Here is an 18,977-nt window from a genome sequence, read left to right as displayed (position 1 = left end):
AGAATGCCCCGCCAAGTCCGCCTTGCTGCCAAGTCCGCCCCTCCTGCCAAGTCAGCCTTGCTACTGAACGCGCTCGTCGGCGGCCTGCGCAATCTCGTCCTTGAACTCGACCTTCGTGCCCGGCTGCACCATGGAGGCAAGGTCTTCGGCATCCCAATTGGTCAACCGGATGCAGCCATGCGAAAAGGTCGTGCCGATCTTGCCTGGTTCGGGCGTGCCGTGGATGCCGTAGCTTTCGATGGAGAGGTCGATCCAGACCGATCCCACGGGATTGTTCGGCCCGGCAGCGATGGTGAAGGGCCGCTTGGTCTTGACCCCCTTGAAAGCGAAGTCCGGATCGTAATGATAGGTAGGGTTGTGCACCACGCGCCTGACCTCCGCCATGCCGCTTGGCGCCGGCTTCTCCTCGCTCCCAATCGAGGCCGGGTAGACCGCCAGCCATTTGCCGGCACGGTCGAGCACACGCACCAGGCGAGCGCCCTTGTCGACCTCGACGGTGGCGACGCCGGCGGGAGGGTCGCCTCTGCCGACATCAGGCACCACCAAGGTCCTGCCTGGTTTCCTGAGGCTGGTGCCCGGATTGAGCATTCGCAGCAATTGGTCGCTGACGTGGAAGCGCTCGGCCAACCTCTCCACCGCATTGCGGTAGCCGAGCCGCCGCAAGCGGGCCATCCTCTCCAAGCGAGCCGGAATACGCCTGGTGAAAGGTCCGCGCACATCCTTGCGCATCACCTCATAGGTCACCAGCACCGGCTTGGCGGAGGTTGCGATGAGTTTGCTCCAGGTTTGTGGACTGAGCTTGCCATCGGGCGGAAGTCCGTTTGCCGCCTGAAACGCGGCGACGGCTTTGGCGAAGTTCCGGGAAAGGCGACCGTCGATGAGGCCCGGCGAGAAGCGGGCGCGATCCAGAAGGATCTGCGCCTTCAGCAGCATCGGATCGACACCCTTCGGTTCGCCGATAGTGAATTGGGACTGATTGACGGTGGCTGGATCGAGCTTGGCCGCGCGGGCCACGCCGCATGCGAGGGCAAGTGTGGCGGCAAAGACGAGGAGGAGCCTGATCATCGATGTCGTCCCAGGACCGCAGCAGGAGCCCGCCTCTATGACGCGGCATGGCCCCGTGGGGTTCCTTCGCCCCATCGAAATTCTGCATTGAAGCGGCTTGGCCGAAGTGCCGTGCCGCGGGAATCAATATCTCCATGCCGCCAGGAGGCCAGGCAAGGCGTCTCGGCCCGGCGCCTTGTGATTGGATTTGACCGTTAGAACGGCGTGCATCCATTTGGACGCTGAGATACGGTCAGAGCTTCGGATCCGGCATCATGCCTTCCGAAGCCGAATCCCGATTCGCGGCCGACGCATGGTCCGCCGAGGAAGCCATGAATCCGATCCGCATAGACGACCCGCAGGATCCTCGCGTCGCCGCCTATCTCGACATCCGGGAGCGAGATCTTGCCGGCCGGCAAGGCCGTTTCGTCGCCGAAGGCAAGGTGGTGCTCGACACGCTGCTCGCCGCCCGGCGCTTCGAGGCAGAATCGGTGCTGGTGCTCGAGAACCGGCTGGCCGGCCTCGATGACGTCCTGCGCAAGGCGCCTGCCGGGCTTCCGATCTATGTCGCATCCGGCGAAGTCATGGACAGGATTGCCGGATTCCACATGCATCGCGGCATATTGGCGATCGGCCGCAAGGGCGCGGCCGTCTCCGCTGAAGCTTTGCTCGGCGCACTGCCCGCCCGCGCGCTGATCGTGGTGCTGGTCGGCATCGCCAATCATGACAATATGGGATCGATCTTCCGCAATGCCGCCGCCTTTGGCGCGGATGCCGCGCTTCTCGATCCGACCTGCTGCGATCCGCTGTACCGCAAGGCAATCCGCGTCTCGGTGGGCGCGGCCTTGAAAGTCCCCTTCGCCTGCTTTGCCGATACCGCCGGCTGCACCGCCATGCTCGACCGGCAAGGCTTCAGCCAATTCGCCTTGTCGCCGCGCGGGCAGATCGACATTCGCGATGCCAAGAGAAACGGCCGGCTGGCGCTCTATCTCGGCACCGAGGGCGAAGGCCTGCCGGAAAGCCTGCTTGCCCGCCTGCAGACACTGCGGATCGGTATGGAGCAAGGCTTCGACAGCCTGAACGTCGCCGCCGCGTCAGCCATCGCGCTGCATCATTTTTCCGGAGCCTAATTTAGAGCCGGGGCGTCCCGCTCGCGCTTGTGGAATCTTAGTCGGTCGAAGCGGCCTTCTGCAGCGCCCGCACCCGATCGGCAAGGCTGCGTCCGCCGCTCCCCGGCCGCGTATCCTCAGGCGCTGCAAGCGCCCGGGCGATCGGCGAATCCGGCCCGTCGAGCTTTGCCGTCAAGGCCACGACTTGCGCCGCCAGATCGTTCATCTCTTCGCGCAATGCCGCGCTGGCGCTGCCGGTATCGTCTCCGGCCTGTGATTTCGACGTTTCGACGGCGGCAAGATCTGTCTTCAGCCGCCTGTTCTCGCGTGCCAGCGATGTCAGCCTGGCCTCCAGCCGCTCGCGGTCGGCGTCGAGCTTGGCGGTTGTCTTTTCGATGTCGCCGTTGGCGGTCGCATTGACCTGACTGCCTGGCACGCCGGCAAGACCCACCGCAGGCGTCCTTTCAGCGCCTTTCGGCTTTTCGCGAAGGCGCACCAGTTCCTTCTCGCGGCGCTCCAGCCTGTCCTCGCGATCGGCCAGCGAGGCGAGCAGGCGTTCGACCTTCTTTTCCAACTCGCCGGTTCTTTTCTTCTCGGCCTTCAACGCATCCCGCAAAACCTTGCTTTCGGCTGCCAATTCCTGGCTGCGCCTGTCCGCCTCCTTGCGCTGGCCGCGCAGCAGCGAAATGTCGCTTGCCAACTTCTGCAGCTCGGATTCGCGCGCCACCAGCTCGATCTGCCGGCTGCTGGATGAAAAACTGGCGTCGTCATACATGTGCTCCAGTTTCCGCAGTTCGAGCCCGCGCTTTTCGAGGGCGCGCTCGGTCTCCGCAAGCCGTTCCGACAGCTGCTGCAGTTGCTCATCGCGCTTGCGAAGCTCCTCGCCGCTGGCTGTAAGATCGGCGACGACCCGGTTCTTGTCCTGTCGCTCGGCCGCCAATTCCTTCAGGGCTTCGCGGTCGCGGCCGATCTCGACCAGCTGTTCGGCGGCTTTCTCGCGCAATGACTTGACGTTCATTTCAAGCCGGCGCACCGAAACCGCGAACTCGGCGCGAATGCGATCCTTGTCCGCCTGGATCTCGGCCAGCGTCAACGGCATCGAGCCCTCGACGCGCTTGCGCGTCAGCGCCACCGCCCGCCGCCACACGGCCGGAGCAATCATCAGCGCCAGAAAGCCGGCGCAGAGAAAGCCGAGAACAAAGAACAGGATCGACTGGACCAAGATGACTATCCGTTGTGCATGGCAACCGCCAAAGGTCGACTTTGCCATCTTCGCATGACGGAAATCCGGCACCACGGCAAGAGTATGCTGCGGCAAAGCTCAGACCGTGGGATCACAGCTCCAATCGCAGTGGCGCCATCATGCAGGTCAGAACGGATTCCAGGTCGCGCGCTGGGTGAGCTTGAGGTAGCCGAGATTGACGCCGAGACGAGCGCCGACGCCGGTACGGATCGGCACGAGCAGCACATTGTTGTTCTTCAGCACGTTGAAGCCGACGCCGGCGACGACATAGGCGGAGCCGGCGACGCCGCCAAAACGATTATACAGGCTGCTCACATCGTCGAGATTGTAGACCAGCATCATGACGCGCGAGCCCTCGCCGCCGAAATCCCAGCCGAGCGAAGGGCCTTGCCAGAACACTTTGTGGTCGCCGGCATTCTTGGTGTAGAGCGTGCCTTCGCCATAGGTCAGGCCACCGATCAGCGCCCCGGACCCCTCTTCGCCGAGCAGATAGCCGTTCGGCAGGCCATAGGTGGCGAAAATCTTCTCGACGACGGTGGCGAGCCCGCCCGACGTCGCGCCGAAGAATTTATGACCGGAATCGACGATCTCCTGCGCGGTGTATTCCTGCGCCCGCGCGGCCGATGCCGAAAAGGCGACAAGGCCGATGAGCGCGATCGTCATTGAGATGACACGGAAAAAAGTCCGGTCGTAGAATCGGGAAACCATGCTTCCAATCTCCGTCAGGGAGCACTTTCGCCGACGCCTCGCACCCGTACGGCTCTTTGGCGGCCGTTAAGGATGACTGTTAGGGGCAAACTATGCCGTAATCCTTTTTCAACCATTAAACTCCCACATGAAGATGGCGGTTCGAAGGCTGTTTTCACATCGCCCGCGCAGCACCCTGCTGCGTGAACACGCCATTTTCGACAATCATGATTTCGGATTTGTTGCTGCACGCACAAGCGCTGTGTATTCAGAATGCTTGGGAGAGAGCGTGATTCGTGTGGACAGGCGTGATCATGATCGCCCGGTCATTGTGTTGTGAAATTTGCAGGGATTTTTGCCGATGGCCGAGCTTTTCACCCTTTCCGCACCCGATCTGGCAGCGCTGCTGTGCAGCCGGGTCTGCCACGACATCATTTCGCCGGTCGGCGCCATAAACAACGGGCTTGAGCTGCTCGACGAAGGCGGCGCCGACGAAGACGCCATGAAACTGATCCGCCAAAGCGCCAAAAACGCCTCCGCCCGCCTGCAATTCGCCCGCATCGCCTTCGGTGCCGCCGGTTCCGCCGGCATGCTGATCGACACCGGGGACGCCGAGGCCGTGGCCATCGCCTTCCTGAAGAACGAGAAGCCGGAACTGATCTGGAACGGAACCCGCGCACTGTTGCCCAAGAACAAGGTCAAGCTGCTGCTCAATCTCATCCTCGTCGCTAACGCCGCCATTCCGCGCGGCGGCAGGCTGGTGGTCACGCTGGAGAACCTCGAGACCGAGCCGCGCTTTGCGCTCGCGGCGAGCGGCCCGATGCTGCGCGTGCCGCCCAAATTCCTGGAATTGCATTCCGGCCACAGGCCGGAAGAGCCGATCGACGCGCATTCGGTGCAGCCCTATTACACGCTGCTCCTGGCCCGCGAAGCCAACATGACGATTTCGATCCATGCGACCGCCGACGAGATCGTCCTTTCCGCAGCCTGAAGTTCTCCTAAAGAGCGGGGAAAGTATTTTTCTCAAGTCATATTTGCGGCGTTGTCCTAACATCTGTGGGCGGGCTTGCGGATTGATTGCGTGAAGCATTGCGAAAGAAGATTTCACTTAAAACACCTTCAGGAAAATTTTACCTAACGGCTTTTCGGCTTCTTTACCAGATCGGCCTATGTTCCCCGGCAGATGCCACGACGCTGCCGGTTCGCCGCATGGCAAAGAGGGTCCCGGAATGAAACGCTGCATGTTCGTCGACAATTCGAGCGTCATCAGGAAGGTCGCAAGGCGTATCCTGGGCGGTTCCGGCATGATGGTGATCGAAGCCGCCAGCGGCCACGAGGCGATCGAGATGTGCGCGGCCGACATGCCTGATATCATCGTCATCGACGGCGCCTTGCCGGACATGCAGGCGCAGGACCTCATCCGCCGCCTGCGCGCCATGGAAAGCCCGGTATTGCCGCAGGTTTTGATTTCGCTGGTCGAGGTCGATGTCGGGGCGATCATGCGGGCAAAACGAGCCGGCGCCCAGGGCTACCTGCTGAAGCCGTTCAACCGGCCGCAACTGCTCGAGTGCTTCCGCGCCTTGAAGATTGCCGCCTGATCAGAGCTGTTCCATTCCGACGAAAATCGGATCGGCTCTATCTTGTTGTTTTGCCGGGTTCTTTTCCGAAAAAATCGGCGCCCACCTTGGGATCACGCCCCTAGTTCAGGCGCTGACGCGGATATCTTCGGGCTCACGCAGCACATAGCCGCGGCCCCAGACGGTCTCGATGTAATTCTGCCCGCCAGACGCGGCGTCAAGCTTCTTGCGCAGCTTGCAGATGAAGACGTCGATGATCTTCAGCTCCGGCTCATCCATGCCGCCATAGAGATGGTTGAGGAACATTTCCTTGGTCAGCGTGGTGCCCTTGCGCAGCGAGAGCAGTTCCAGCATCTGATATTCCTTGCCGGTCAGATGCACGCGCTGGCCACCGACCTCAACGGTCTTGGCATCGAGATTGACCACCAGGTCGCCGGTGGTGATGACCGACTGGGCGTGGCCCTTGGAACGCCGCACGATGGCATGGATGCGGGCGACCAGTTCGTCCTTGTGAAAGGGCTTGGTCATGTAATCGTCGGCGCCGAAGCCGAGGCCGCGCACCTTGTCCTCGATGCCGGCCATGCCGGAGAGGATGAGGATCGGCGTCTTCACCTTGGACAGGCGAAGTGTTCTCAAAACTTCATAGCCCGACATGTCGGGGAGATTGAGGTCGAGGAGAATGATGTCGTAATCGTAAAGCTTGCCTAGATCGACGCCCTCTTCGCCAAGGTCGGTCGTATAGACATTGAAACTTTCCGATTTCAGCATCAGCTCGATGCTTTGTGCGGTTGCACTGTCGTCTTCTATCAGCAGAACGCGCATTTCATTCCCCTTTTCTGCTGCCGGACCATTTCACGACCCGTCCAGGACCGGAGCAGTGATTGCCTGAGCAGAGGCTGCCATCGAATGGTTAATAAAACCTAATTCCCCGTCCATGACGGTATCAGATTTTTTAACCCCTTTCTACACCTTGTTGAATCCAATAACGAATCACAGACCCAAACCGTTAATGCAGCACATTAATAAGCCAGACTAAGCGACTCTTCGGACTCGTTGGCCGGGTTTCCCGACGAGAAGCAGAATTTTTACCCGCCCTTAAGTCCTGAGCCGTATGATTAACAATGCCCGTAAACGAATGGTTACCGCCGGCAAAAAACTTTAGGAGTTTGTTTCCCATAGTTCGGGGAAAGCCGGTGGAAACGGGTCAAGCCTGGGCCTTGCCGGGTGAATTGGACGATATGTGCAGGTGTGCGTTTCCGGGAGTACCGAATCATGAAGTCACGTGAAAACCTCGTTCGGCTGAAGCAATTTCAGGTGAGCGAGAAGCGGCGGCAGCTGCTGCAGCTCGACATGATGATCGCCGAATTCGAGCGCATGGCCGTCGAGCTGGAACTTCAGATTGCTGCCGAAGAGAAGAAGGCCGGCATCACCGACATCAATCACTTTGCTTATCCGACCTTCGCCAAGGCGGCACGTCTGCGCCGCGACAACCTTAGAAATTCGCAAAGCGACCTCGCCCAGCAGCGAAATGTCGCCGAATCATTGCTGAGCGAAGCCGAAGCGGAGCTTTCCAAGGCCGAGATGCTGGAATCGCGCGACACCAAGGCGCGCGACACGGAAGCCGGCGGCCGCAGCGCCATGATCGGCTGAAAACAAGACTCTAACGCGCGTCGCGCTTGTGCGCTATTGCTGCGCACCGACTGTGCCCGCCTCAGGCATCCAGATCTACTTGCTGTTCCGCCGCCCGTGCGCGCGCATTTTTGATGTCGGGCACATGCTGCTCCGACCAGGCTCTGATCTGATTGAGCAGCCCTGCCAGGTTCTGGCCAAGTTCGGTCAACTCATATTCGACCCGCGGCGGAATGACCGGGAAAACCTCGCGCCGCACAAGCCCGTCGCGTTCCAGGATACGCAGCGTCTGCGTCAGCATTTTCGGCGTGATGCCTTCGAGCTTGCGCGCCAATTCGCCGTTGCGGAGCCGGCCCCGGCGCAGCGCACAGATCACCAGGTAGACCCATTTGCTGGCGAGCGTCTCGAGCACGGCGTGTGACGGGCACGACCGCCGAAAGGCGTCATAGCCAAAAGGGGAAACATCTTCACTATCCATGGGGTGCATATATATCAAAAAGGTACATACTAGACAAGAGAAAATAACTATCCAAATGATAGTGGCACATCAAAACCAGCAGGAGAGCCTTCCATGCGTGCCATTATCCAGAATTCCTTCGGCGGACCCGATGTCCTCGTCATTGCCGATCGCCCCGCGCCATCACCCGAAGCCGGCGAAGTGCTCGTCCGCATCGAAGCGGCCGGCATCAATCCGGTCGATGGTGCGGTGCGCGGCGGCCACTATCCGCTGCTTGGCGAGCCGCCTTTTGTCCTTGGCTGGGATGTTTCGGGGACTGTCGAGGCGCTGGGCTCCGGCGTCTCCGGCCTCAAGGTCGGCGATGCCGTGTTCGGCATGCCGCGCTTTCCCAAACAGGCGGCAGCCTACGCCGAACTCGCCGCTGTCCCGGCTGATGAGCTTGCGCCGAAACCTGAAGGCATAGATCACGCGCAAGCCGCCGCGCTGCCGCTGGCCGGCCTGACGGCCTGGCAAGGCCTTGTCCGCCATGGCCGGCTCGATTCTGCCAAGCGCGTGCTGATCCACGCCGGAGCCGGCGGCGTCGGCCACCTGGCGGTGCAGATCGCCAAGGCGCACAGCGCTTACGTCGTCGCGACCGCCAGCCCGGAAAAGCTCGATTTCGTCCGCTCGCTCGGCGCCGACGAGGTGATCGACTACACAAGGGATGATTTCACCGCGAAGGCCCGCGACATCGATCTGGTTCTGGACCCGTTCGGCGGCGTGCATGCGGAGCAATCACTGAAAGTGCTCACTGCCGGCGGCGTTCTGGTGTCGCTGCTCGATGTCAGCGATGCCACCAAGGCAAAGGCCAGGACGCGAGGCATCCACGTCGAGCGCATGTCCGTAGTGCCCGACCGTGCCGCTCTGGTGGAGCTCGGCAAATTGATCGACGCGAAAAAGCTGGCCGTCCACGTGGCAAAGGCGGTTTCCCCTCGAACAGGCCGGTGCCGCCCATGCCTTTCTCGCCACCAGGCCGATCGGCAAGGTGGTGCTGACGGTCTGAAATTGCAGATCGTCGACCCTCGCAGACGTAAGGGCGCTGATCAGCGCCCTTATCGGCCTAATGCCGGTATTGCTGGATGCGCGTGGTGCGCAGGCCGGCAAGGCCGTATTCGTCGATCGACGCTTGCCAGGACAGGAATTCCTCGGTGGTGAGCTTGTAGCGCTGGCATGCCTCTTCGAGGCTCAAAAGCCCGCCACGCACCGCCGCCACCACTTCCGCCTTGCGCCGGATAACCCAGCGACGTGTGTTCGTCGGCGGCAGATCGGCGATGGTAAGTGGGCTGCCGTCCGGCCCGATAACATATTTGACTCGCGGTCTAATTAGATCGGTCATCGTACTCTCTACAAAAAACTCAAAGACCCAATCCCCACCACATTACCGCCACAGCTTTAAAATTTGCCTAAGCAGACCCTAATGGTTAGGTAAGGATCATGAACGCGGCGTTAGCCTTTTCATCGGCATTTGAAACATCTGCCGGCAAGCGCATTGAACCCGGCAGGAAAAATGAGCCGGCCCGGCAAAGCTGGCGCAGCCGAGACGCTTGACCTATATTCCGGCCATTGGCATTGAAGCGCCGCGCAGAACGAAAGAACCATGAACAGCCTCGATCTTCCCGGACGCCCCGAAAACACCCGCGTCGTCGTCGCCATGTCGGGCGGTGTCGATTCGTCGGTCGTTGCCGGCCTCCTGAAGCGCGAGGGCTACGACGTCGTCGGTGTCACGCTGCAGCTTTATGACCACGGCGCGGCAACGCACCGGGCCGGCTCATGCTGCGCCGGCCAGGACATCGACGATGCCCGCCGCGTCTCCGAGACGCTCGCCATCCCGCATTACGTCCTCGATTACGAGGAGCGCTTCCGCAAGGCGGTGATCGACCCGTTCGCCGAGAGCTATGTCGCCGGCGAAACGCCGATCCCTTGCGTTTCCTGCAATCAGACGGTGAAATTCGCCGACCTTCTTGCGACCGCCAAGGAACTCGGCGCCGACGCGCTGGCGACCGGCCACTACATCCGTTCCGGCGCCAATGGCGCCCACCGCGCGCTTTACCGGCCGGTCGACGCCGACCGCGACCAGAGCTACTTCCTGTTCGCCACCACCCAGGCACAGATCGACTATCTGCGTTTTCCGCTCGGCGGCCTGTCGAAGCCTGAGGTTCGCGCCATCGCCGAGGAGATGGGACTGACGGTTGCGGCCAAGCAGGACAGCCAGGACATCTGCTTCGTGCCGCAGGGCAAGTATTCCGACATCATCGCCAAGCTGAAGCCGGCTGCCGCCAATCCGGGCGACATCGTCCATATAGACGGGCGCGTGCTTGGCCGCCACGAGGGCATTTTGCGCTACACCGTCGGTCAGCGCCGCGGCATCGGCATCGCCTCGGGCGAGCCGCTCTACGTCGTTCATCTCGACGCCGACCGGGCCCGCGTCGTCGTCGGCCCGCGCGAGGCGCTGGAGACCCACAAGATCTTCTTGCGCAACATGAACTGGCTGGGCGATGGCCCGCTGACCGCTATCCCGGCGGCCGGGCTTGAGCTTTTCGCCAAGGTGCGCTCGACGCGGCCGCCGCGCCCGGCCGTGCTACATCACCGCGCCGGTGTCACTTCGGTGGAACTGGTAGACGGCGAATCCGGCATCGCGCCCGGTCAGGCTTGCGTGCTCTATTCCGACGATGGCAACGAGGCGCGCGTGTTCGGCGGCGGCTTCATCGAGCGCTCCGAGCGCGGCGCGGAGGCCGAGGCGATGCTGACGCGGCTTGCCGTCCAGCCGGCGCGGGTACCCGCCGAATAGACGGCGTTTTCTCTTAGGGCCTTGTATGGGCGGGCCTTGTATGGGCGACGGTGCCGGCGGTCAGGATGCGCAGCACGCGGATGGCCTCCTCGCCGCTGGTGCGCGGTTCGGCCCGCGTCTCGATGCAGTGGATGAAATGCGCCAACTCGCGCGTCAGCGGCATGCCCTCACCGACCGCGACATAGGACGGCTCGTTGGCGGTGAACGCCCATTGGCCGCTGTCCTGCCACACCGCGTGGCGATAGACGGCAAGCTTGCGCTCCCATGGCTCGACATCGTCGAACACCGCCATCGCCTTGGTGCCGACAACGGTCAGCCGCCGTTCGCGGTAAGGGTTGAGCCGCGAGGCGAACAGATGGCCGCGCAGGCCGTTGGGAAAGCGCATGTGCAGATGTGCAAAGTCGCTGAGATTGTCGAGAAGAGCAGCGCCTTCGCCGCGCACTTCGACCGGTTCGGTGCCGGTGATGGCCAGGATCATCGACAGATCGTGCGGCGCCAGATCCCATAGCGCGTCGTTTTCGGTGTGGAACTTGCCGAGGCCGAGCCGATGCGAATGGATGTAGCGGACTTCGCCGAGTTCGCCATTGTCGATCAGCGCCTTCAGCGTCTCGAAGGCGGGATGAAAGCGCAGCACGTGGCCGACCATGAAGACACGGCCATTATCGGCGGCCGCCTGCACCGAGCGTTCGGCATCGGCCACCGTCAGCGCGATCGGCTTCTCCACCAGCACGTCCTTGCCGCCGAGCACGGCGCGCACCGCCATGTCGGCATGGAACTGCGGCGGCAGCGCCATGACAATGGCGTCGACATCGTCGCGGGCAAACAGCGCCTCCGGCTCTATCGCAAGGCAATCCTGCTCGCTGGCAAAACCCTCCGCACGCGCGGGGTTGACGTCCGAAACCGCATGCAGCGCGCCGAGCGCCTTTAGGGTGCGGATGTGGTTGCTGCCCCAGTATCCGCAACCGAGGACTGCAATGCGCGGTTTCATCAATTCATGACCATGACTTTCGTGGCCGAGACATAGCGACGTGCCTCGCTGAACTCAACCCCGGCCTGTGCGCCCAAATGTCTGCCCGGCAAAGCTTTCGGGGCCAGCAATATGCCGGCGCGGCAGCCACTTCGATGCTTGACAGGCTTGGCCTCGCAACCTTATATCCGCGCGACCTTGGCGAACGCGCCGATATGCCTGCCGATTTAAGCTGGATTTCGGGCCTTCGCCGCCCTGGCGGGGTAGCTCAGTTGGTTAGAGCACGGGAATCATAATCCTGGGGTCGGGGGTTCAAGTCCCTCTCCCGCTACCATAACTACCTTTGTCCAACCCGGAGACATAGGTAACAGATTGTACCTAAGACATGGGTGACAACCTCGTGCCGAACGGGTTGTCGATGGTCTGCAAGGTCCTCTGTTCCAAGTCGATATACCCGAGATCGTAATGCATGAAGCTGACGAGCCAAATGCCGTCGTCGACCTCCTTGATTCCCAGCCTCTGACCGGCGAGCACGGTCGAGACGTTGATCTTCTTCCTGTGCATGCAGATGCGGCCGCAAGCGGTAACTAGGCCAAAGGATTGGGCAAGGAAATTCAGCTCCCTCAGCCTCTGACGATCATCCGCTCTACAGCCGTCCCTCCTGCGGCCAGCTTCATCAGATCGGTGTCGAAATTGACATCGGCAGCGCTGCGCTCCGCGCGCGCCGCATTGCCTGCGAACTGGTGTTGATAGCCTTTCCATGCCGCGTCCGCGATGGATCGGCTGGTGCCACTCAACAGGAACTGGGTGAGCTCGGTAGCAGCTCGATCGATGCGACCGCCGAGCTCCGGCGACCCCCAATCTTCCGGGGCAGCAAAGATCGACGTCGGCACGGGAAAAGTGCGCAGAAACGCGAAAAGCGGGCGCATCTGCGCGTCCGCGACCATCGCATGGCGAGCGGTGCCGGCCGTCGCGGCGAGGATCACCGGTTTGGCAATGAGCAAGTCGTTGTCGAGGATATCGATGAACGACTTGAACAGCCCGCTGACACCGGCCTTGTAGACTGGCGTGGCGGCAACGACGGCATCCGCGCCGGCAAGCGTTTCGATTACGGACTGCACCTTGGCCTCGGGAAATCCGGCCACCACGGCACGCGCAATATCGACTGCAAGCGGAGCCAGGTCGATGACGCTAAGGACGGCGGTCTTTCCCGTACCAGTGATACGTTCGATACTCTTCTGTGCGATGCGGTCGGCCAGCATCCGCGTTGTCGAGGGATCGTTTACGCCTGCGTTCACGACGACGAGCCGCATGGGCTTCCCCCTGTTCTCGATGGTCTTCGTCATCTCTCTAATCCTTTCCCTGAAGACACCACCGGGGCCTATCGCTTCGCGACATTGCCGGACCGCGCAGCCTGCCCCGCGACCAGCGGGGCGCGCGCTGTAACGTTTTCGTCAGTATCGCGATACGGCTGGACGTCCGTCAGGTTGTCTCCGCGATTGGCATTTGGGCGCGGCTGGCGCGGCGGCTGGTCTCCATACTTGACCTCCACCAGGCTCCGGTGCGTCGGGGCTAGGGCGGCGCCCGGCGAGCGTCGCGCCGCCATCTCCTTGCGGAGCACGGGCACCACCTCAGTGCCCAGCAGCTCGACCTGCTCGAGAGCCATCTCCAGCGGCAGCCCCATGGCGTCGAGAACCCACAGCTGCCGCTGGTAGTCGCCGAAGGCTTCCCGGAAGCTCAGCGTCCTGTCGATGACCTCCTGCGGGCTGCCAACACTGAGCGGCGTATCGCGCGAATATTCTTCCAGCCGATAGGTCTTTCCGTAGATGGGGCTGCCTTCGAAATAGGGCCGGAATCGGTCGTATGCGTCCTGCGAGCGCTTCGCGATGAAGGCATAGCCACCAAGCCCGACGACGGCCTGCTCCTTGGTGCCGTGTCCGTAATGCTCGAACCGCTCGCGGTAGAAGTTCACCAGCGGCAGGAAGTGCAGGTTGGGCGCAAGGATGTTGTTGGCGAAATAGCCGTTCCCGTAAAAAGCCGCCTGCTCGGCGATCTCCGGAGTGCGGATCGAGCCGTGCCAGACAAAGGGAGGAACATCGTCGAGCGGGCGCGGGATCGACGTGAAGCCTTGCAGCGGGGTCCGGAATTTGCCTTGCCAATCGACAACGTCCTCGCGCCACAGCTTGTGGAGCAGATTGTAGTTCTCGAGCGCCAGTGCGACGCCGTCACGCATGTCCTGCCCAAACCAGGGATAGACCGGCACTGTATTCCCGCGGCCGAGCATCAGGTCCGTCCGCCCCTTCGAGAGATGCTGCAGCATCGCGTAGTCTTCCGCGATCTTCACCGGGTCATTGGTCGTGATGAGCGTCACGGCGGTGCTGAGGATGATGCGCTGCGTCTGCGCGGCGATATGGGCGAGCAGAGTCGTCGGCGAGGACGAGAAAAAGGGTGGGTTGTGGTGCTCGCCGATGGCGAAGACATCGAGCCCGACCTCGTCCGCCCGCTTCGCGATCTTGACGATCGCATCGATCCGCTGCGCCTCGCTCGGCGTGACGCCTGTGATCGGGTTGCGCGTTACGTCGCTGACAGAGAAGATTCCGAATTGCATTTTGAAGCTCCAGGGGCTCGATGTCGGTAGATGTCTGCGTCAAGGGGTCGTGATCCGCGAGTGGCGGGCCGGCCTACCCTCTTGGTGACTCGCCATGCTCAGCGAGCCGGGATCTTGGCTTTCCGCAGCCGGGCCCAGGCAATGAACAAGGACAAGGCGAGCAGCGTCAGGTTGATGGGCAGCATCTTGGCCGTCTCGCCGAGCAGCGCATGCGTGATGATCGCCCCCACCTGTACGAGTGAAAGCCCGACAGCCGCCAGCGGCGTCAGCCAAGGCTTGATCCGCGTCGCGGCCGGCAGGATGAGACCGACAGCGCCCAGCACTTCGAGAGTGCCGATCAGCCGTGTGACGGCTTCCGGTACATGGGTGACGAAGCTCATGCTCGCGGCGAGCGCGTCGATGGGCTGTGTCAGTTTCGCGCCACCGGCTGCCAGATAGAGGAGAGCCAGGAGCGCCTGTGCGATCCACAGCGCCAGGCTCCAACGATTGATGGGGCCGCGAACGGCGCCGGTTTGAGTTTTCATTTTGATCGTCCTTTTCGAAAATAGGGAAATTGGCGGCGGGAGAGCCGACTATGCGGGGCTCGCCGGTGCTGCCGGTAGAACAGGCGGGAAAAATCGGCCCTGTCAGAGGCTTCCCCGCCGCTCCAACCGTGCTCGGCCTGGCGCTTCAGGCGGCCTTTGCGGCCGGACCCTGCAGCTTCGCAAGCTCCTCGTAATACCAGTACACCAGCGTGCGGGCCTTGTCGGCCACCGGCCCCGCCCAGTCGCGGAAGAGTTCGGTAACGACAGCCAAGGCCGTACTGGGGACCGCCCCGGCATGAGTGAGCCGCTGGATCGCCGTGCTGTGGGCAAGCTGCGACCGACCGCCGACGGCGTCGACCGGGAAAGCCACGTCATGGCCGTCCTTGAGCGCATCGATGACCGGGAAAGCAAGACAGATCTCGGTCCAGAGGGCGCCGATGATCAGCCGTTTGCGGCCGGTCTTCTCGACCGCGGCGCGAAAGGCCGGATCTTCCCACGAGTTCATTGTCGAGCGATCGATCACCTCGATGCCGGGCAGTTCGGCGAGGATCGCCGGAACCGTGGGGCCGTTGACACCCATGTTTGCACCGACCGTCGAGAGAATAATGGGCATGTCGAAAGCCCGTGCAGCCCTGATCAGTAGCCGCACGTTGAGCTCGACCAGGTTGGCCGGCGTTTCGGATCGGATCTGGCTGAACATTTCCGGCTGGTAGTCGATCAGCACCAGCGCAGATTCTTCGTATTTCCACACGTCTTGCACGCTCATCTATTTCTCCATGGGGTTGGTCCGGCGCGGCTATGCCGGATGAACTGACCCACAAAGGATGGCGTTCCTTGTCGGCTTAAGATAGCCTCCGGTTTTGCGATTGATTGTTGCTGAAAGCGGAACGCTATGGAGATTGAGGACGTCAGGACTTTCGTGGAGATCGCGGAGGGGCGAGGCATATCGCCTGCCGCGCGGCGGCTGGGCGTCGCAAAATCCGTCGTCAGCCGCCGACTGGCTCGGCTGGAGGAAACGCTCGGAAGCCAGTTGCTCTCTCGCACGACTCGCGGCGCCGCCTTGACGGAGGCCGGCGCGACGTTCCGCGACCACGCCACTCGCATCCTCGGCGAGTTCGAGGCGGCACAGGATGCAATAGCACCCGATGGCGCGGTGCGCGGGCTGCTGCGTATCGCCGCGCCCCTGTCTGGCGGGCCGAGGCTTGTCGCCCCGGTTCTTGCCGAACTCGCTCGACGCCATCCCTTGCTGCATGTTCATGCAGCCTACAGCGATCGTTTCGTGGATCTGATTTCCGAGGGCTTCGACGCGGGAATCAGGGCGGGATTTCTGCCTGACTCGAGCCTGATCGCCAGACGCATTCGGCCCATATCCGGCATGCTTGTCGCCAGCCCCGCCTATGTCGCCGGGCATGGGGCACCGCAAACGCTTGGCCAACTCGCGGATCACGAGTGCCTGTTGCAGGGGACCGAAGCATGGCGGTTCGTCGAGGGAGGCAAAACGATCGCGGTCCATCCTCACGGTCGTTTCAAGGCGGATAACGGCGAAGCGCTCCTTTCGGCGGCGCTGGCCGGACTCGGCGTGGCGGCCCTGCCGGATTTCCTGATCGAGCCCCACATCGCCTCCGGTGCGCTCATCCCCCTGCTTGCCGACCACACGGTGGTCGCGGCAGGGCTTTATGTGGTGCGTCCTCCCGGCGACTTCCCGCCACGCAAAGTCAGAGCGCTGATCGACATCATGCTCGAATATCACGCCGGCTGAGGACGGGCGCCCGACGGACCATGGAGACCGGCGGCTGTGCACTCTGCGGACCCGGCGCGAAGGCTATGGTTAGTATTCGATCGAGACACTGGCAGAACTCGCCTTCAAGCGGCTCAAGAGCGGAATGGGCACCCATAAGCTTCCAGCACGCGATGAGCGGCTCGCCCGAAGCTGGCTCATGGCCCATCTGATCCTGGCGCTGATGATCGACGAGCCCGATCACGCGCCGCTACAAGGTCGCCGTCGGTCGACCGCTTTTCCGCCTGGCCGAAAAGCACCGTACGGATAAGGCCACAAATACGAAATTGGAGACGCCGGAAGGCCATTAGGTGTCTCTCCAGCGAGACAGACTGTCTTATTTCGATGACTTATGGTGCGGATTTCGGACGCATACCTTCTGCCAAGAAGGAGAACCTACATGATCCAATCCGCTGATCTCAAGCGCGGGGCCTCCACATCCGAACCGCTTGCCCACGGCCGAGCCTTACGTCTTCAAGCCTATGGCGGCCCCGAATCGCTGACAGTCGATAGCGTATCCGCGCCCGAGCCGGGTCCGGGCGAGGTCTTGGTGTCGGTCAAGGCCGCCGCGGTAAACCGTATCGACTGGAAAATCCGTGAAGGCTACCTCCGCGAGCGCTTCAAGCTGACCCTGCCCGCGACGCTTGGCATCGAAATGGCCGGCGTCGTGCTTCGGACCGGCCCCGGCGTCACAGGCGTGAAGCCCGGGGATCGGGTTATGGCCGCCCTCGGTGGCGTCGGAGCCTACGCCGACCATCTGGTCATCAACGCCGAGAAGCTCGTCCTGACGCCGGCATCACTGTCCGACGTGGAGGCGGCGGCCATTCCGGTCGCGGCGATAACAGCCTGGCATGTCATTCAGGCGGCGGATTTCGACCTCTCCGGACGGCGGGTGCTGATCCATGGCGCAGCCGGCGGCGTGGGCGGCTTTGCCGTCCAGTTCGCCAAGGCGGCCGGAGCGACGGTCTTTGCCACGGCCTCGACCAATAGCCTGCCACATGTCCGGGCGCTCGGCGCGGACGAGGTGATCGACTATCGGCAGCAGAACTTCGAGCTGCTTGCGCGCGACATCGATTTCGTCGTCGACCTCGTCGGCGGTGAGGTCGTGAACCGCTCCTGGGCAGTCCTGTCGCCCGATGGCCTTCTCGTAAGCATCGCCGCCACGGACCTCGCATCACGTACGCCGCCAGGCCGCCGCGGCGTCTTTTTATCGAACAGGCCCGACACAGCGCGCCTGACCGCGATCGCCCAGCAGGTCGCGATCGGCGCCCTGCGATCGACGATCGCCGACGTGGCGGGCTTCGATGATTTGGCTTCCGCAATCGAGCGCAATCGCACCGGCCACGCACCCGGCAAGATCGTCGCTGACTTCACCCGCTGATCACCAAGTTTTCAACTTTCAAGGAGTTTATCATGACGACTATCTGGAGTCCGGTCCGCGTGGGCCAAATGGACCTGCCTCACCGCCTGGCCTTGGCCCCGATGACTCGCAGCCGTGCCGAGTTCAACGGCGTACCGGGCGAGCACGCCGCTGAATACTACGCCCAGCGCGCCTCCCTTGGCCTGCTGATAACCGAGGGTGTGCAACCCTCGGCCGATGGCCAGGGCTATTTCGCGACGCCGGGGATCCACGCACCCGAACATGTCGCCGGCTGGCGCAAGGTCACCGATGCGGTTCACGCAAAAGGCGCGAAGATCTTCCTGCAGCTCATGCATGTCGGCCGCATGTCGCACCCGGACAACACGCCGCATCACCGTCAGCCCGTCGCCCCATCGGCCGTCGCGCCCGGTGAGCAGATGTTCACTGCGAGCGGCATGCAGCCCATCCCCGAGCCGCGCGCGCTGACGACCGAGGAAGTCGCCGCCACGGTGCAGGACTTCCGGCGGGCCGCGCGGCTGGCTATCGATGCCGGCGCCGACGGCGTCGAGATTCACGGCGCCAACGGCTATATCGTCCATCAGTTCTTTGCGCCGAACGCCAATCACCGGACCGACGCCTATGGCGGGCCGATCGCTAACCGCATTCGGTTCGCCGTCGAAGTGGCGCAGGCTGTCGCCGATGAGATCGGCGCCGATCGCACCGCTATCCGCCTTTCGCCAGGCCTGCCTTTGGGCGGGCTTGATGAAGGTCCGGAGAGTCCTGCGCTCTATCGCGAACTGGTCGCCGCGCTGGCACCACTGAAACTGGCCTATCTCCATCTGATGTATGGCGGGGGCGACGAGTTCCTCGCCGACATCCGCCGTGCGTGGCCCACGACCCTGATGGTGCTGCGGCTTGGCCGCACACGCGAAGCCCTGGACCAGGACATCGTCTCGGGCCAGGCAGACATGACCTCGATCGGCCGTTGGGCTTTGGCCAATCCCGACTTCGTCGAGCGTCTACGGTTGGGCGCGCCCGTCAACGAGCCCGATCCATCCACCTTCTATGGCGGTGGCGCGGCCGGCTACACGGACTATCCGCGGCTTGCGGGCTGATGCGTCGGCTGCTGTAGTTCATCGGACTGCAGCAGCCACCTTCTGGCGGTCGT

20 protein-coding genes, 1 tRNA gene and 1 pseudogene are annotated in these 18,977 nt (G+C 62.6%); 10 read left to right on the top strand and 12 right to left on the bottom strand.

What is annotated here, in order from left to right; all coding sequences use genetic code 11:
- Window positions 1-60: 60 nt before the first annotated feature.
- Window positions 61-1,065, bottom strand: a complete 1,005-nt coding sequence (locus tag NKI39_RS24580; RefSeq protein WP_352469686.1) for a L,D-transpeptidase — start codon at window positions 1,063-1,065, stop codon at window positions 61-63.
- 311 nt (window positions 1,066-1,376) lie between these two features.
- Between NKI39_RS24580 and NKI39_RS24575 the strand changes: the two genes are divergently transcribed.
- The gene (locus NKI39_RS24575) at window positions 1,377-2,174 is read left to right on the top strand and encodes a TrmH family RNA methyltransferase (RefSeq protein ID WP_352835040.1); all 798 of its coding nucleotides are present in this window, start codon (window positions 1,377-1,379) and stop codon (window positions 2,172-2,174) included.
- Between the two features lie 37 nt (window positions 2,175-2,211).
- Here the strand turns inward: NKI39_RS24575 and NKI39_RS24570 are convergent, their stop codons facing one another.
- Both NKI39_RS24570 and NKI39_RS24565 read right to left on the bottom strand, forming a co-directional pair.
- Entirely contained in the window at window positions 2,212-3,375 is a 1,164-nt protein-coding gene (locus tag NKI39_RS24570) for a coiled-coil domain-containing protein (protein ID WP_352834992.1), read from the bottom strand.
- Between the two features lie 147 nt (window positions 3,376-3,522).
- Window positions 3,523-4,104, bottom strand: a complete 582-nt coding sequence (locus tag NKI39_RS24565; protein ID WP_023679557.1) for a DUF1134 domain-containing protein — start codon at window positions 4,102-4,104, stop codon at window positions 3,523-3,525.
- 340 nt (window positions 4,105-4,444) lie between these two features.
- Here NKI39_RS24565 and chpT point away from each other — a divergent pair, with 340 nt between their 5' ends.
- On the top strand, window positions 4,445-5,074 hold the full coding sequence (gene chpT, locus NKI39_RS24560; RefSeq protein ID WP_352452917.1) for a histidine phosphotransferase ChpT: 630 nt from the start codon (window positions 4,445-4,447) through the stop codon (window positions 5,072-5,074).
- 238 nt (window positions 5,075-5,312) lie between these two features.
- Window positions 5,313-5,681 carry a response regulator gene (locus NKI39_RS24555; RefSeq protein ID WP_352772470.1) on the top strand — a complete coding sequence of 123 codons (369 nt, stop codon included), beginning with the start codon at window positions 5,313-5,315 and terminating at the stop codon, window positions 5,679-5,681.
- A 105-nt stretch (window positions 5,682-5,786) separates the two neighbouring features.
- Here the strand turns inward: NKI39_RS24555 and ctrA are convergent, their stop codons facing one another.
- Window positions 5,787-6,482 (bottom strand): response regulator transcription factor CtrA, encoded by a 696-nt coding sequence (gene ctrA, locus NKI39_RS24550; RefSeq protein ID WP_006203583.1) that lies wholly within the window; start codon window positions 6,480-6,482, stop codon window positions 5,787-5,789.
- Window positions 6,483-6,932: 450 nt separating this feature from the next.
- On the opposite strand from ctrA, the gene NKI39_RS24545 reads away from it, so the two are divergent.
- The gene (locus NKI39_RS24545; protein ID WP_023719275.1) at window positions 6,933-7,310 is read left to right on the top strand and encodes a flagellar export protein FliJ; all 378 of its coding nucleotides are present in this window, start codon (window positions 6,933-6,935) and stop codon (window positions 7,308-7,310) included.
- Window positions 7,311-7,371: 61 nt separating this feature from the next.
- Here NKI39_RS24545 and NKI39_RS24540 read toward each other — a convergent pair whose 3' ends face one another.
- Window positions 7,372-7,767, bottom strand: a complete 396-nt coding sequence (locus NKI39_RS24540) for a winged helix-turn-helix transcriptional regulator (protein WP_352683855.1) — start codon at window positions 7,765-7,767, stop codon at window positions 7,372-7,374.
- Between the two features lie 93 nt (window positions 7,768-7,860).
- Between NKI39_RS24540 and NKI39_RS24535 the strand changes: the two genes are divergently transcribed.
- Window positions 7,861-8,940 carry an NADP-dependent oxidoreductase gene (locus NKI39_RS24535; protein ID WP_352834989.1) on the top strand — a complete coding sequence of 360 codons (1,080 nt, stop codon included), beginning with the start codon at window positions 7,861-7,863 and terminating at the stop codon, window positions 8,938-8,940.
- Here the strand turns inward: NKI39_RS24535 and sciP are convergent.
- A complete protein-coding gene (sciP, locus tag NKI39_RS24530) occupies window positions 8,846-9,121 on the bottom strand; it encodes a CtrA inhibitor SciP (protein WP_023679563.1) in 276 nt (91 codons plus the stop codon). The two genes, NKI39_RS24535 and sciP, sit on opposite strands and share 95 nt — an antisense overlap.
- Window positions 9,122-9,382: 261 nt before the next feature.
- Here sciP and mnmA point away from each other — a divergent pair, with 261 nt between their 5' ends.
- A complete protein-coding gene (mnmA, locus tag NKI39_RS24525; protein WP_352456412.1) occupies window positions 9,383-10,573 on the top strand; it encodes a tRNA 2-thiouridine(34) synthase MnmA in 1,191 nt (396 codons plus the stop codon).
- Between the two features lie 13 nt (window positions 10,574-10,586).
- On the opposite strand, the gene NKI39_RS24520 is transcribed toward mnmA, so the two are convergent.
- Complete coding sequence (locus NKI39_RS24520; RefSeq protein WP_352834986.1) at window positions 10,587-11,561, bottom strand: Gfo/Idh/MocA family protein; 975 nt, start codon at window positions 11,559-11,561, stop codon at window positions 10,587-10,589.
- A 236-nt stretch (window positions 11,562-11,797) separates the two neighbouring features.
- Between NKI39_RS24520 and NKI39_RS24515 the strand changes: the two genes are divergently transcribed.
- Window positions 11,798-11,874, top strand: a tRNA-Met gene (locus tag NKI39_RS24515).
- 44 nt (window positions 11,875-11,918) lie between these two features.
- Here NKI39_RS24515 and NKI39_RS24510 read toward each other — a convergent pair.
- The 5 genes and pseudogenes from NKI39_RS24510 to NKI39_RS24490 all read right to left on the bottom strand — a co-directional run.
- A pseudogene (locus NKI39_RS24510) lies at window positions 11,919-12,131 on the bottom strand (transposase); the annotation flags it as partial.
- A 32-nt stretch (window positions 12,132-12,163) separates the two neighbouring features.
- Window positions 12,164-12,886 (bottom strand): CE1759 family FMN reductase, encoded by a 723-nt coding sequence (locus NKI39_RS24505; RefSeq protein ID WP_352834983.1) that lies wholly within the window; start codon window positions 12,884-12,886, stop codon window positions 12,164-12,166.
- Window positions 12,887-12,921: 35 nt separating this feature from the next.
- Window positions 12,922-14,148: a CE1758 family FMN-dependent luciferase-like monooxygenase gene (locus NKI39_RS24500; protein ID WP_352834981.1), complete on the bottom strand. Its 1,227-nt coding sequence runs from the start codon at window positions 14,146-14,148 to the stop codon at window positions 12,922-12,924.
- A 98-nt stretch (window positions 14,149-14,246) separates the two neighbouring features.
- Window positions 14,247-14,672, bottom strand: a complete 426-nt coding sequence (locus NKI39_RS24495) for a DoxX family protein (protein ID WP_352834978.1) — start codon at window positions 14,670-14,672, stop codon at window positions 14,247-14,249.
- A gap of 145 nt (window positions 14,673-14,817) precedes the next feature.
- The gene (locus NKI39_RS24490; protein WP_352767278.1) at window positions 14,818-15,438 is read right to left on the bottom strand and encodes an isochorismatase family protein; all 621 of its coding nucleotides are present in this window, start codon (window positions 15,436-15,438) and stop codon (window positions 14,818-14,820) included.
- A gap of 126 nt (window positions 15,439-15,564) precedes the next feature.
- On the opposite strand from NKI39_RS24490, the gene NKI39_RS24485 reads away from it, so the two are divergent.
- The 3 genes from NKI39_RS24485 (at window position 15,565) to NKI39_RS24475 (ending at window position 18,924) form a co-directional block, all read left to right on the top strand.
- The gene (locus tag NKI39_RS24485; RefSeq protein ID WP_352539260.1) at window positions 15,565-16,431 is read left to right on the top strand and encodes a LysR family transcriptional regulator; all 867 of its coding nucleotides are present in this window, start codon (window positions 15,565-15,567) and stop codon (window positions 16,429-16,431) included.
- Window positions 16,432-16,849: 418 nt separating this feature from the next.
- Window positions 16,850-17,830: an NADP-dependent oxidoreductase gene (locus NKI39_RS24480; protein ID WP_352818417.1), complete on the top strand. Its 981-nt coding sequence runs from the start codon at window positions 16,850-16,852 to the stop codon at window positions 17,828-17,830.
- A 32-nt stretch (window positions 17,831-17,862) separates the two neighbouring features.
- Window positions 17,863-18,924 carry an alkene reductase gene (locus NKI39_RS24475; protein WP_352469672.1) on the top strand — a complete coding sequence of 354 codons (1,062 nt, stop codon included), beginning with the start codon at window positions 17,863-17,865 and terminating at the stop codon, window positions 18,922-18,924.
- Window positions 18,925-18,977: the final 53 nt, after the last annotated feature.

The organism is Mesorhizobium sp. M0664 (genome assembly GCF_040320565.1).
Classification (GTDB): domain Bacteria; phylum Pseudomonadota; class Alphaproteobacteria; order Rhizobiales; family Rhizobiaceae; genus Mesorhizobium.
Note: the sequence above shows the minus strand (reverse complement) of the source record. Positions and strands in the feature narration are given on the sequence as shown.

Coding starts and splice junctions, on each gene's coding strand:
- chpT (WP_352452917.1), top strand. CDS start 4,445: ATGGCCGAGCTTTTCACCCTTTCCGCACCCGATCTGGCAGCGCTGCTG.
- NKI39_RS24565 (WP_023679557.1), bottom strand. CDS start 4,104: ATGGTTTCCCGATTCTACGACCGGACTTTTTTCCGTGTCATCTCAATG.
- sciP (WP_023679563.1), bottom strand. CDS start 9,121: ATGACCGATCTAATTAGACCGCGAGTCAAATATGTTATCGGGCCGGAC.
- NKI39_RS24485 (WP_352539260.1), top strand. CDS start 15,565: ATGGAGATTGAGGACGTCAGGACTTTCGTGGAGATCGCGGAGGGGCGA.
- NKI39_RS24480 (WP_352818417.1), top strand. CDS start 16,850: ATGATCCAATCCGCTGATCTCAAGCGCGGGGCCTCCACATCCGAACCG.
- ctrA (WP_006203583.1), bottom strand. CDS start 6,482: ATGCGCGTTCTGCTGATAGAAGACGACAGTGCAACCGCACAAAGCATC.
- NKI39_RS24575 (WP_352835040.1), top strand. CDS start 1,377: ATGAATCCGATCCGCATAGACGACCCGCAGGATCCTCGCGTCGCCGCC.
- NKI39_RS24490 (WP_352767278.1), bottom strand. CDS start 15,438: ATGAGCGTGCAAGACGTGTGGAAATACGAAGAATCTGCGCTGGTGCTG.
- NKI39_RS24500 (WP_352834981.1), bottom strand. CDS start 14,148: ATGCAATTCGGAATCTTCTCTGTCAGCGACGTAACGCGCAACCCGATC.
- NKI39_RS24495 (WP_352834978.1), bottom strand. CDS start 14,672: ATGAAAACTCAAACCGGCGCCGTTCGCGGCCCCATCAATCGTTGGAGC.
- NKI39_RS24555 (WP_352772470.1), top strand. CDS start 5,313: ATGAAACGCTGCATGTTCGTCGACAATTCGAGCGTCATCAGGAAGGTC.
- NKI39_RS24545 (WP_023719275.1), top strand. CDS start 6,933: ATGAAGTCACGTGAAAACCTCGTTCGGCTGAAGCAATTTCAGGTGAGC.
- mnmA (WP_352456412.1), top strand. CDS start 9,383: ATGAACAGCCTCGATCTTCCCGGACGCCCCGAAAACACCCGCGTCGTC.
- NKI39_RS24580 (WP_352469686.1), bottom strand. CDS start 1,065: ATGATCAGGCTCCTCCTCGTCTTTGCCGCCACACTTGCCCTCGCATGC.
- NKI39_RS24505 (WP_352834983.1), bottom strand. CDS start 12,886: ATGACGAAGACCATCGAGAACAGGGGGAAGCCCATGCGGCTCGTCGTC.
- NKI39_RS24540 (WP_352683855.1), bottom strand. CDS start 7,767: ATGGATAGTGAAGATGTTTCCCCTTTTGGCTATGACGCCTTTCGGCGG.
- NKI39_RS24520 (WP_352834986.1), bottom strand. CDS start 11,561: ATGAAACCGCGCATTGCAGTCCTCGGTTGCGGATACTGGGGCAGCAAC.
- NKI39_RS24535 (WP_352834989.1), top strand. CDS start 7,861: ATGCGTGCCATTATCCAGAATTCCTTCGGCGGACCCGATGTCCTCGTC.
- NKI39_RS24475 (WP_352469672.1), top strand. CDS start 17,863: ATGACGACTATCTGGAGTCCGGTCCGCGTGGGCCAAATGGACCTGCCT.